At 61.9% G+C, this 12,051-nt stretch carries 8 protein-coding genes and 1 tRNA gene; 7 read left to right on the top strand and 2 right to left on the bottom strand.

The genetic code is table 11. The annotated features are described in order from the left end of the window. The first annotated feature begins 5 nt into the window (after nt 1–5). Nucleotides 6–90: transfer RNA gene (locus tag AB5Z05_RS02695), tRNA-Tyr, on the top strand. 175 nt (nt 91–265) lie between these two features. Here AB5Z05_RS02695 and AB5Z05_RS02700 read toward each other — a convergent pair. Together AB5Z05_RS02700 and AB5Z05_RS02705 are read right to left on the bottom strand one after the other, a co-directional pair. Next, entirely contained in the window at nt 266–4,066 is a 3,801-nt protein-coding gene (locus AB5Z05_RS02700; protein WP_368150042.1) for a translocation/assembly module TamB domain-containing protein, read from the bottom strand. A gap of 61 nt (nt 4,067–4,127) precedes the next feature. Next, nucleotides 4,128–5,903 (bottom strand): autotransporter assembly complex family protein, encoded by a 1,776-nt coding sequence (locus tag AB5Z05_RS02705; RefSeq protein ID WP_005334265.1) that lies wholly within the window; start codon nt 5,901–5,903, stop codon nt 4,128–4,130. A 514-nt stretch (nt 5,904–6,417) separates the two neighbouring features. Between AB5Z05_RS02705 and AB5Z05_RS02710 the strand changes: the two genes are divergently transcribed. The 6 genes from AB5Z05_RS02710 to AB5Z05_RS02735 all read left to right on the top strand — a co-directional run bounded on the left by AB5Z05_RS02710 (nt 6,418) and on the right by AB5Z05_RS02735 (nt 12,022). Next, nucleotides 6,418–6,792 (top strand): hypothetical protein, encoded by a 375-nt coding sequence (locus AB5Z05_RS02710; RefSeq protein ID WP_368150043.1) that lies wholly within the window; start codon nt 6,418–6,420, stop codon nt 6,790–6,792. A 123-nt stretch (nt 6,793–6,915) separates the two neighbouring features. Further along, on the top strand, nt 6,916–7,194 hold the full coding sequence (locus AB5Z05_RS02715; RefSeq protein WP_368150044.1) for a peptidylprolyl isomerase: 279 nt from the start codon (nt 6,916–6,918) through the stop codon (nt 7,192–7,194). Between the two features lie 179 nt (nt 7,195–7,373). Next, nucleotides 7,374–8,048 (top strand): DUF1499 domain-containing protein, encoded by a 675-nt coding sequence (locus tag AB5Z05_RS02720; protein ID WP_368150045.1) that lies wholly within the window; start codon nt 7,374–7,376, stop codon nt 8,046–8,048. 25 nt (nt 8,049–8,073) lie between these two features. Further along, the gene (locus tag AB5Z05_RS02725; RefSeq protein ID WP_021231092.1) at nt 8,074–8,655 is read left to right on the top strand and encodes a carboxymuconolactone decarboxylase family protein; all 582 of its coding nucleotides are present in this window, start codon (nt 8,074–8,076) and stop codon (nt 8,653–8,655) included. After that, complete coding sequence (locus AB5Z05_RS02730) at nt 8,655–10,808, top strand: FAD-dependent oxidoreductase (RefSeq protein ID WP_368150046.1); 2,154 nt, start codon at nt 8,655–8,657, stop codon at nt 10,806–10,808. The genes AB5Z05_RS02725 and AB5Z05_RS02730 overlap by 1 nt, the downstream gene beginning before the upstream one ends. 17 nt (nt 10,809–10,825) lie before the next feature. Further along, on the top strand, nt 10,826–12,022 hold the full coding sequence (locus tag AB5Z05_RS02735; protein ID WP_368150047.1) for an ABC transporter substrate-binding protein: 1,197 nt from the start codon (nt 10,826–10,828) through the stop codon (nt 12,020–12,022). The last annotated feature ends 29 nt before the right edge of the window (nt 12,023–12,051 follow it).

Genomic DNA, 12,051 nt, shown 5'->3' on the forward strand with positions numbered 1-12,051 from the left:
CCCGTGGAGGGGTTCCCGAGCGGCCAAAGGGATCAGACTGTAAATCTGACGGCTCTGCCTTCGAAGGTTCGAATCCTTCTCCCTCCACCATCATTTAGAAAACCCGGCCTGGCGCCGGGTTTTCGCATTTATGGCCCGCCGCAATCCATTCTCCCTCTGCCCTCCAGTCCCTTATCGCCAGTGCCTGCAGCCGATTGCGCAATAAAAAACGGGAGGCCTGCGCCTCCCGTTTAGGTTCATATCAGCCCTGTTACGGGATGAAGCGTTACAGAGTAAAGCGATAGAAGATATCGACCGCCTGAGCCACCCCGCTCATCGCCTGCAGATAGAGCCGTGGCAATACCTCGTAGCGCAGCTTGAATTCGGCGATGGGGCTGAAGACCCCGACCCCGTACTGGAACTGCAAGCCCGGCAGTAGATAAGCCGACAACGTCACCTGGGTGTTGTCGCCACTGCCCGCCGTATCGAGGGAGACATCGCTCATCCCCAGCGACTCGCCGATACTCGACACCACACCGTTGGCCTGATTCACAGCTCCGGCCACCAGCAGGCCGTTGAAACCGCCATCCTCACCGCCAGTCTGCAACCCTTTGCCACGCAGCAGATAGGAGAGCTGTTCCGACTGCGCCATCTGCGGTTCGGAGTAGACAGTGATCTCAGGCTTGCTGGCAGGGCCGGTCACCCGCACCCCGACCGTCACCTGACCCTCGATGGTATCGGGATCCCGGTTAGCCTCGATGTTGAGGAAGGGCCGATCCAGCGGACCGGAGAAGAGGATCCGCCCCTCCTTGATGATGAGGTTCTGACCATAGGCCTTGAAGCGGCCGTTGGTCAGCACCAGCTGGCCATTGCCAGCCAGCGGTTTCTCGGGATCCTGACGGATATTGAGGCCACCGGAGACATCGGTCTTCAGCCCCATGGCATCGAGCTTCACATCGTTGCCAAGGCGGATCGCCACCTTCATCGCCAGCGGCAGACTTGCCTGCTTGGGAGCAGGGGGCAGATCGTCATAGACCACGGTCACATCATCGGAGACCGCCACCGCCGAATCCGGCAAGCTCTTGACCAGAATGCGCGCCCAGGGAATATCCACCTGACCGGTAATCCGGGTCTCCTCCCCCAGCGACACCGCGATATCGGGCGAGACTCTGACCCGGCCCATGCCCGGATATTGTGCCTCCAGATCCTTGCCCTGAATGGTGAGGCTGCCGCTGACCGGCATCTTGGCCCAGCTGAGCCAGCCGCCCAACGCCAGCGGCCCCTTGCCCACCAGCATGGAGCCATCGAGCTCGGCGCGGTTGCCCTCGATCTTGAGGCGGGTCACCAGCTTGGTCAGGGTCACCATGTCGGAGTGGGTCTGCACTTCACCGTCACGCAGGTTGAGCTGGCCAAACAGCAGGGGCGCCGCCAGGGTGCCGTCGAAGCGGGCATCGGCGGAGATGATCCCTTGCAGGGAGCGCACCTCAGGGATGAGCGGCGCAAAGGTATTGAGCTTGAGATCGTCAAACTTGAGCTGACCACCGAGCAGACCGCGACCGGCAGGCTCCCTGATCAGCAGATCGGTATCGATATTGCCGATCTGTTTGGAGGCAAAATCGAGGCGAATGGCCGCCTGCTGCCGCTCGAAATCCAGGGCCAGTGCCAGCTGCTGATAGTCGGTCTTTAGACCATCTGCCACAAAAGTGCCCGGCGTGGTGCGCACCACCGCATGCAGGGTAGGCTGATTGCCACGCCAGCTGGCACGCCCATCGGCCGAGAGCATCGCCTGCCAGCGGAAGTTGTCCGGCAACCAGGGGCGCAGCCGCTTGAGATCAAACTCGCTCAGGGCAAACTCCAGAGTGCCCTGTGCAGCGGAGACCTGACTCCCCTTGACGCAGAGGCTGGCCCCCTGGGAGCCGAGGCAGAGATCCCCCATTGCCAGCCGCTGACGCGGCAGATCGAGATCCAGTGCCCAGGGGGAGCTCAAGTCCCAACGGCGCAGCGGGGTTTTCAGCCGCAACTCGGAGAGCGCCCCGCGCCAGTGATCCCCCCGCACGCCGCCACCCAGTTTGAGGTTGGCCGCAACAGGGTCACCCTTCATGGTCAGGGTCAACAGATGCTGACTGATATCGCCGCTGAGGTTCAGGGCCAGCTGGCTGAGCTTGGTTTCGCCCTGTTTCAGCTGCGCCACCAACAACGCGAGCTCACCGGCCGGTTTGGCGCCGATCACCGCATTGCCCTTGAGGCTAATACCCTTCAGGTCGGTGCCGGCATAGTAGAGCCGGTCGGAGGCCAGATCCGCATCGATTTTTGGCGTCTGCTGATTGCCACTGACCTTCACCTGTCCCTTGATATCCCCTTTCAGGCCGGGATAGATACCCCCCAGCTGGGGAGCCTGCAGGTTGGCATCGAGCTTCCATTGGGCAGTGCTGATGCTGCCCTTGGCCTGCAACTGGTTGGGGCCACTTTGCAGCGAGAGCGCCGGGATCTGCCACTCCATCTTGTCGTTGCCGCTGAACTCCCCCTTGAGGGCCAGCGGGTACTGGTTGAGTTTGCCATCTACCTTGAGCTTGGGCAGTTTCAGCTCCCAGTGGCCCGCTTCGTTCATCACGAAACGGCTCTCCAGCTCACCGGCCAGCGTCCCTTTCAGCTCGGGCAGCAGCTCGGCCGGATTGATCCCCTTGAACATGGTGGTTCCCTGCCACTCGATCCCCTTGTTCCAGGCGAGCTTGCCATCGAGTTTGAGCTCTCCCTTGAGAGCGTTGAGCTGCAAGGCGATCTTGCTGAGCCGCTCCAGATCCCCCTTGCCGTCCAGCGCAAGCTTGAAGGGGGGGACATCGGTCCCCTTGCCGGAGGTATTGAGGGCAAACTGGTAGCCGGAGAGCTTGCCCTTGGCGGTCAGGCTCCCCTTGTCCAGCCGATAGCTCGGCTCATCTTTGGCAGGCTTGTGAAGAGGCCAGCCGAGGCTCTTCCAGTCGAGGGCCACATCAAAAGGCAGATCCGGGTCGAGGGCGGCCAGCGAGCCCTTGAGACTGGCGGCGACCGGCCCCTTGGCCGACAACGCCAGCCCCAGCTTGCCGACCGAACCGCTCAGCGCCAGCGTGGCCTGCTCACCCTGCAGCTCGCCATCCAGCAGCCCCTTGCGGGCCTTGGCATCCAGGGTCACCGCCAGCGGGTAGTCGTCACTGAGCTGGATGTGCCCCTTGAGCGCCAGATCGGCCATGGCATGGCGCAGCGAGAGCTCGCGCACCTCGATGCGATCGTCGGCAGCAGTGGCCGAGAGCAGCAGCCTGTCGAGCCCTTCGATCAACTCGCCCTGCTTATATTGCACCCGGGTCGCGCTGACCCCTTCCAGCTGGATGGGGAAAGGAAGATGAATGGCGGGCAGGAGAATGGGGGCAGCCTTTGCCGTATTTGCAGCTGGCGCCCCTTTGCCCTGTTTGGCTGTCTCGGCGCTGGCCTTGTCGTTGCGCGCCACCGCAGCACCGGCTTGCTTCTCGTTAGCGGCCGGCTGCTTGGCAGATTTGGCTGCGCTGGCGGGTGCCGCGTCATCCAGCGTCACCGTCAGGTTATCAAGCACCGGGCCGCGTACAATCAGCCCCTTGCGGTTGAGGGTGGCGCCGATATCGAGGGATCCCAGGGTCACGGCCACGCCGGGCACAGCCAGATCGAGATCGGCCACCTTGAGGCTGTCGACCTGAATTTTGAGTGGCAGCGGGCGCCAGACAAAGGGTTCGGAAGGCTCTTCCGGTGCAGGCTCCGAGTCGGCCACCTTCACCACCGGATGAGTCACTTCAAGCGATTTGATCCAGAGTTTGCCCTGCAGCAACTTGCCGAGATCCCAGTCGAGCACGGCGCGATCCACCGTGACATCCACCAGCTCATCCTGCCAGCCTGCCCCTTCCAGGGTCCAGCCATAGCCAAGCTGACCGGCTACCAGCTCTCCCTTGAGGGAGGGCAGCGCTCCCTTGGCCTGTTGCCACAACCACTTGTTGCCCTGATGGGTAAAGCCCAGCAGGCTGACACCGATGAGCAGCAGGAACACCAGCCCCATCAGCCAGAGAAAAATACGTTTTAGCCAGATCACAATGCAGACCCCCGCGCAAGATACAGCCGCAGCGGCCAAAGAAAAAAGCGTTTAGACAACATCATAATTCAGGCCCCAATGCGAAATGCAGCCGCAAGGGCTTGTCCTCTTCCGATACCCCGACCGCCAGATCCAGCCTGACCTGACCGATGGGGGTGACCCAGCGCACACCGACGCCGGTACCTATTTTCCAGGGCTCGCTGTAATCGGTGGTGGAGGTGCCGCCATCCACAAACATGGCCCCCAGCCACTTCTCGCTGAAGCGGTAGTTGTATTCCAGACTGGCCACGCTGGTGTAGCGGCCACCGGTCAGCTTACCATCCGGCCCGGTGGGGGAGATGCTCTCGTAACCAAAGCCGCGCACCGTCTGATCGCCACCGGTAAAGAAGCGCAAGGACGGCGGCACCAGCGAGAAGCTGTCACCTATGATGGCCCCCTGCTCGGCCCGCATCAGGAATCTGTGGTTATCGCCAAGAGTTCGCAACCACTTGCTGCGCCCCCACACCCGCATAAAGCTGATGTCGGAGCCCCATCTGGGGTCTGAGAACTCCAGCGTCAGCTGCTGGCGATCCCCCCAATCGGGCACCAGGGTGCCGCGCACCCGCAGTCGGGACCAAGAGACCCCAGGGATCAGCAGCAAGCTGTTCCCCTCGTCGGCACCCTGGGTATAGATCTCGTTCTCCAGCCGGATAAAGACGTCCCGATCCCAGCTCTCCGGCCGTCGCGTCCAGCGGTGCACACCGATGGTAGTGAGATCGGAGCGGGTATCGTTGTTGTCCTTGTACTGGTAGCCTGTCTGGATGGAGTAGTAGTCCCGCAGCGGGTTACCCACCGGGATCTGGTAGTCGAAGCTGAGCTCTGCCTCCGGCGCCGACACCTTGGCGGTGGCAAACAGGCGGTGGCCGTAGCGGTTGACCCAGGGCTTCTCCCAGGTGGCACTCATCCGCGGTCCTACGTCGGTGGCATAACCGATACCGGTCTCGATCTCGTGATCGACCCGGTTATCCAGCGTCACCGCGATGGGAACCCGATAGTTGCTCGCTTCGCTCAATACCGGCTTGATATCGACCTGACGGAACAGCTTGGTGGAGGAGACATCCTGCGACATCTCGGCCAGACGGATGGCGAGATAGGGGTCGCCGCTCTTGATGTTGATAAGCGGGCGAATAAGGTGAAGCGCTTCGGGAGTGGCATCGTAGCGGATCTCGCCAAAACGGTAGCGATGGCCCGATTCGAACAGAATAAAGATCTCTGCCGTCCCCTTGTCCGGGAACACCTTGACCTGACTCTTGCTCAGCTTGGCATCAAAGTAACCGCGGGCCAGCCCGAGGCTGCCCAGATCGGCCTTGATGGATTCATACTTGGCGTGGTTGAGGGGCTCGCCCTCTTTGAGGGGCAACTTGTCCAGCAGGGCGCTGTAAAGCTCGTCGCTGCCCGCATCCCCCTCCAGCAGAATATCGAGGCGGGAGACGATGACCGGCTCCCCTTTATCCACCTCAATCACCACTTTGGACGGGGTTTTCTTGTCGCGACTCAGGGTGATTTTCGGCTGGTAGTAGCCATATACCTGCAGCGCCTTTTGCACGCTCTCGGTAATTTTTGCACGGGCCGGGCGGTATTGCCGCTCCTGATAGACCGGCAGGGCATTGAGGTAGGCTTCAACGTTATCCTTGTTCTCCCCTTTCAACCCCTTGACCTGATAGGTGAGCTTGGCGGCAAACGCGGGCGAAGCCAGCAGCGACAGCAACAGGCCCACCCCCAGTACCCGCAGGCCGCGGCGAAACGCAGGGCCGGACAGTGAACGCCCTGCCAGCAGGGATGAAATGCATCCTGTCAAAGGTCAATATTCCTGAATCTGTGGTGAAGGAAACCAGCGCCCTTTCGGGCCAACCCCGAATGCGGCGCAGCACACCATGCCGTGCATGGCCGTGACACAAAAATGCGCGCCAGAAAAATGGCGAACCTTATCCTAACATAGGCATCGGCCATCGACAGCGCGGTGCCATTGGCAAATTCGCCATATCTTTTAAGAGGTTGACCACAAATCACACATTTTGGTGACAATGACGCCGCCCGCTTTCCCGATGGGAGCGAACTGACCCGCTCTGAACAAGGTTCACTTCGTCGTCAGGCACCATTTGTCACCTCTCCCCCTCTCTTTACCACCAGAAACCCACCACGACAGAGTTTGTCGGCATAGCCCCCCCCTCACCGTTTAACAGGCCCGGCACATGCCAAAGCCCGCCGTAGCGGGTGATTAAGAATTGCTCGTTCAGCGCAATCGAATTATCCCGCTGCCTTTGCGAACGTCCCTCCCTCACACTTGAACCATCAACTGAAGGAGACACATCATGCATGCACGTAGCGAACAGATGGCTGACTATATTGCCGATCGTCTCGAGTTCATCACCTTTCTCGCCTGCTGCAGCGCCCTACTGGCCCTGCTGACCGGTATGCGTGGCCAACAGGCGCTGGCCTTTACTGCCCTGAACCTGCCGTTTGGCCTCGGCATTCTGCTGGCGATGGCGATGCTGGCCCCCCTGCCCATCCACTGGCGGCTGCCGGGGATCACCTTGCTGCTGGCAGGTTGCGCCCTGATGACCCTGCAACTGGGGGGTGAGTGGCTCAATCCGCTGGCCATCTGGAGCCTCTACGCCCTGCTCGGGCTGGAGACCATCTGGCAAGCGCGTCCCCGCGCCATGCTGGCCACCCGCGCTCGCCAATAATACGGCCGATAAAGGGCGAGCTGTGATGGCTGACGCCAGTGGCAAATTGGGGTACTCTTGCGCCCCGATTTGCTACCACCCTTGGCGTTAACAACCTTCGCCATCACTCCCAGGAGCGCCCCGATGAAAAAAGCCTGTGCCCAGCACATTCTGGTCAAGACCGAAAAACAGTGTCTGGAGATCAAGGAGAAGATCGAGAAGGGAGCCGACTTCGGCCAGATGGCCAAGCGCTTCTCTACCTGCGCTTCTGCAAAACGCAGCGGCGATCTGGGGGAGTTCAATAAAGGGGATATGGTCAAGCCCTTCGACGATGCCGTCTTCAAGGGTGAACTGCTCAAGGTGCTGGGGCCGGTGCGCACCAAGTTCGGCTTCCATCTGATCAAAGTGCTCTATCGCAGCTAAGTCATCGCAACTGACCATTTTCTCGGTGAAGCTCCCGTCAGGCGGGCTTCACCGATCTGTGCATCTCCCTCGCAAAACTGGCCAAAACCACGCCAGACTCGCATCAATTTACTAACGTTATCAGGCAATTAAGTTTATCCTTCTCGGCATTGTCCACATTCGACGATGGATCCCGTGCTATGCCCTGCTCTTGCTTGTGGCCCCTGTTGGCCTGGTTACTCCCGCTCGCTGGCGCCCTCGGCAGCCGCTTTCATCTCTGGCCCTGGTGGATCGGTTTTGCGATCTGTCTCATCGGAGCCCTTATCTCCCTGATCTTGCTGGTACGCCTGCCCTGGAGCCGCAACCGCTACGCCAGCAGCCTTGGCGCCTTGCCGCTACTGCTGCCCCTGACATTTGTGGCACAGGCGCTGCGGATGCCGCTGATCAACGATGTGAGCACAGATCCCTACAATCCCCCCCAGCTACGCTTGGCGGCAGAGCTCAGAACGGCGCAGGATCTGCCAATTAATAGCGCCCCGCTGAAAGCAGTTGAGGCAAAACCCGGTCCTCTCTTTACCAGGGCCTCTCCTGCCGAAGTGCTGATTGAAGCCAACGAGCTGATGCAGGAGCTGGGCTGGCAGGTACGACCCAGCCCCGACGGTCTGGATGCGGTGATTACCACCGGCTGGTTCGGCTTTCAGGATGATGTGGCGCTGCGGGTCTTTGCTGGCCCCAAAGAGACCCGCATCGATATGCGATCAGCCTCCCGTCAGGGGCAAAGCGATCTGGGCACCAACCGGGCGCGGATCGAGGATTTCCTGACCCGCCTGAACGAGCGCCTCGGTCAGGCCTACAAACCCAATTTGAAACCGTAAGAGTGAAACAACAAGAAGGTAACTGATGCGCGTTGAGGTCAAACCCGACCGGGAATATGCCTGGTTTATCCGCCCCTTTTTCTGGCTGCAAAAGCGCAACTATGGTCAGGTGCTTATTCCGGGCAAGTGCTGGGGCCGCTCGCCGCGCCTCTTTGCCGCCGTCGCCACCCTCTACGGCGTCATCAACCGCAAGCGCTCCCCCATCGACCCCGTGCTGCGCTCGCTGGTGACGGTGCGGGTCTCCCAGCTCAACTGGTGTCGTTTTTGCGTCGACATCAACGCCATGACCCTGGTAAAGAGAGCCGGCTCCAGCGAGAAGGTGGAGGCGCTGGCCAACTGGCGCGAAAGCCCCTTGTTCGACGAGCGGGAAAAAGCGGTGCTCGACTACACAGAAGCGATGACTGGCCTCGATGGGGTGAGCGATGAACAGGCGGCCCGCCTCAAGCCCTGGTTCGATGACGATGCCATGGTGGAACTGACCGGCCTTATCGCCTTCCAGAACATGTCGGCCAAGTTCAACGCCGCCCTCGATATCGCGCCGCAGGGCTTCTGCCAGCTGCCGGTGCAGCCGGAACGCCCTGCCCAGCCAGACAGCAAGGACGCCTGATGAACCGGACCCGCCTGCTGCTTGCACTGGTCATGGGGGGCCTTATCGGCACCTTTTTTGCCCTCGATCTCGGTCGTTACCTCAGCCTGGACACCTTGCAGGCCCAGCAGGCGGCAGTGGCGCAATGGGTCGACAGCCATTTTGTCTCGGCCAGCCTGCTGTTCGTGCTTATCTATGTGCTGAGCACTGCCCTCTCCCTGCCCGGCGCCAGCCTGCTCACCCTGGGTGGCAGCGCGGTGTTCGGCGTCGCCTGGGGATTGCTGCTGGTCTCCTTTGCCAGCACCCTAGGCGCGACCCTGGCCTTTCTCAGCGCCCGTTTTCTGTTGCGTGACTGGGTCGAGCGGCGCTTTGGCGACAAGCTGGCCACCTTTCAGTCCGGCATGGCGAAGGAGGGGGCCTTCTATCTGCTCAGCCTGCGCCTCATCCCCATCTTCCCCTTCTTTCTGGTCAATTTGCTGATGGGGCTCACCCCCATCAGAGTCAGCACCTACTACTGGGTCAGCCAGCTTGGCATGCTGCCTGGCACCTTCGTCTATGTACTGGCGGGCAGCGAGCTTGGCCAGTTGACCAGCACCGGCAATATCCTCTCCCCCGGCCTGATGGTCGCGTTGACCCTGCTGGGGCTGATGCCCTGGCTGGTCAAGAAATTGACCACACACCTTGCGCAGCGGCGCCTGCTCGCCCCTTACCGTAAACCCGCTCGCTATGACTACAACCTGCTGGTGATCGGTGCAGGTGCCGGTGGGCTGGTCACCAGCTATATCGCGGCAGCGGTGAAGGCCAAGGTAGCGCTCATCGAGAAGCACAAGATGGGGGGCGATTGCCTCAACAGCGGTTGCGTCCCCTCCAAGGCGCTGATCCGCAGCGCCCGCTTTGCCGCAGAGCAGCGTAAAGCCGACGAGCTGGGCTTTAGCCCAAGCCACTCCCGCGCCGATTTTGCCGCCGTGATGGAGCGGGTGGCTGAAGTTATCAAGGAGGTCGAGCCCCACGACTCCATCGCACGTTATCAGGGGCTTGGGGTGGAGTGCATCGAGGGGGAGGCGCGGCTGGTCTCCCCCTGGGAGGTAGAAGTGAACGGCCAGCGCCTCGCCAGCCGCCATATCGTTATCGCCACCGGCGCCCGACCGTTGGTGCCCAAGCTGCCGGGGCTGGATCAGGTGCCTTACCGCACCTCGGATAGCCTCTGGCAGTTGCGCACCCCGCCGCGCAGCCTACTGGTGCTGGGGGGTGGCCCTATCGGCTGCGAGCTGGCCCAAAGCTTCGCCCTGCTCGGCATTCCCGTGACCTTGGTGGAACTCTCGGAGCAACTGCTGCCCCGCGAAGATAGAGAGGTAGCCGACGCCCTTGCCGGGCAAATGAGCCGCGATGGCGTGCGGCTACTCACCGGCTGGCACGCCGAACGAGCCGACTATCTGCCCGCAGCCAAGGGGGATCTACCCATCCGGCTGCAACTGCGCCGGGGCGATGAGACACAAGTGGTTGAAGGGGATCAACTGCTGCTGGCACTGGGTCGGGTCGCCAACGTCAGCGGCTTCGGGCTCGAAGAGTTGGGAGTCGAGCTGGCCCCCCGCGGCACCCTAGCGGTCGATGGTTTTCTTGCCACCAACTTCCCCAGCATACTGGCAGTGGGAGACGTAGCGGGCCCTTACCAGTTCACCCACTTTGCCGCCCATCAGGCCTGGTATGCGGCAGTAAATGCCCTGTTTGGCCAGTTCAAGCGCTTTCGGGCCGACTATCGGGTCATTCCGGCGGCCACCTACACCACGCCGGAGATTGCCCGGGTCGGCCTCAATCGCAAGGAGGCCGAGGCGCAGGTGATCCCCTTCGAGGCGACACGCTTTGAGCTGGCCGAGCTGGATCGCGCCATTGCCGATGGGGAGCGCCACGGTTTTGTCGAGGTGCTGACCGTGCCGGGCAAGGATACTATCCTTGGCGCCACCATAGTGGGCACTCACGCCGGTGAACGGATCGCCGAGTTCGTGCTCGCCATGCGTCACCGCCTCGGCCTAGGCAAGATCCTCGGCACCATTCACGCCTATCCCACCCTGATGGAGGGGAACAAATACGTGGCAGGTGAATGGAAACGGGCCCACCAGCCCACCCGGGTGCTGGCGTTGCTGGCTCGTTATCACCGCTGGCGCCGTGGCGCCTGACAATCAGGGAAACATTTATGCTCAAGCCATTCTCACAACTCAACTCACAGCTCAAACAGCGGCTAAACGCCCTGCTGTGCGCCCTGCCACTGCTGGCCAGCGGCCCGCTGTTAGCCAGCCCTGATGACAACTGGCAACGGACCCTTGAGGAGGCGAAGGGACAGACCGTCTACTTCAACGCCTGGGGCGGCAGCCCGGAGATCAACGCCTATCTGGTGTGGGCCGGGCAGGAGCTGGCGCGCGACTATCAGGTCAAACTGGTGCAGGTGAAGGTGGATGACATCGCCCAGAGCGTCAGCCAGTTGCTGGCCAACAAGCAGGCGGGCAAGCAAGCTGGCGGCCCCATCGATCTGCTCTGGGTCAACGGCGAGAACTTCAAGGCGCTCAAGGAGCAGGGACTGCTCGGCGCTCCCTTTACCGCCGAGCTCCCCAACATGGCGTTGGTAGACAGCAGCCTGCCGGTGAGTGAGGACTTCACCCTGCCGGTAGAAGGGCTGGAAGCCCCCTGGGGCATCGGCCAGCTCAATCTGATGGTCGACACCGAAGAGGTCGCCAGAGCGCCCACCTCAGCAGCAGCCCTGCTGGCGTGGGCCAAGGCCCATCCCGGCCGCTTCACCTATCCCAAGCCGCCCCAGTTCCATGGCTCCAGCTTTCTCAAGCAGATCCTGCTGGAGTTGACGCCAGACCCCGCGCCCCTCTATCGGGAGGCGACCGATGCCGAGTTCATAAGGATCACCGCCCCGCTCTGGGCCTGGCTCGATGAGCTGCATCCGGCACTCTGGCGCAAGGGCAAACTGTTCCCCACCAGCGCCGCCGAAACCCGCCAGCTGCTCGATGATGGCGAACTGGCCATGGCTATCAGCTTCAATCCTCAGGAGGCGCAAAGCGCCGCCCAGATTGGCGCCCTGCCCCCCAGCGTGGAAGCGGTCGCCATGAAAAAAGGGGCGCTCACCAACAGCCATTTTCTCGCCATCCCCTTCAACGCGAACGCCCGCGCGGGGGCCAAGGTGGTAGCCAACTTCCTGCTAAGCCCTGCGGCTCAGGCGCGCAAGGCCAATCCGGCCTTCTGGGGTGATCCCAGCGTGCTGCGGGCCGATGCGCTGCCTGATTCAGCCAAGGGGCAACCGGCACTGCGCTTCAAAGCGGTAGCCGAGCCTCACCCCAGCTGGCAGCTCAGGCTCGAAGCCGCCTGGGCCGAGCGTTACGGTCACTGATGAGTGCCGCTGGTCACCCGCTTTCCCGC

Source organism: Aeromonas sp. R2-4 (assembly GCF_040908365.1).
Classification (GTDB): domain Bacteria; phylum Pseudomonadota; class Gammaproteobacteria; order Enterobacterales; family Aeromonadaceae; genus Aeromonas; species Aeromonas veronii.

Excerpts from the sequence above, each read along its gene's own strand:
- AB5Z05_RS02715 (WP_368150044.1), top strand. The coding sequence starts at position 6,916 with ATGAAAAAAGCCTGTGCCCAGCACATTCTGGTCAAGACCGAAAAACAG.
- AB5Z05_RS02720 (WP_368150045.1), top strand. The coding sequence starts at position 7,374 with ATGCCCTGCTCTTGCTTGTGGCCCCTGTTGGCCTGGTTACTCCCGCTC.
- AB5Z05_RS02730 (WP_368150046.1), top strand. The coding sequence starts at position 8,655 with ATGAACCGGACCCGCCTGCTGCTTGCACTGGTCATGGGGGGCCTTATC.
- AB5Z05_RS02710 (WP_368150043.1), top strand. The coding sequence starts at position 6,418 with ATGCATGCACGTAGCGAACAGATGGCTGACTATATTGCCGATCGTCTC.
- AB5Z05_RS02725 (WP_021231092.1), top strand. The coding sequence starts at position 8,074 with ATGCGCGTTGAGGTCAAACCCGACCGGGAATATGCCTGGTTTATCCGC.
- AB5Z05_RS02735 (WP_368150047.1), top strand. The coding sequence starts at position 10,826 with ATGCTCAAGCCATTCTCACAACTCAACTCACAGCTCAAACAGCGGCTA.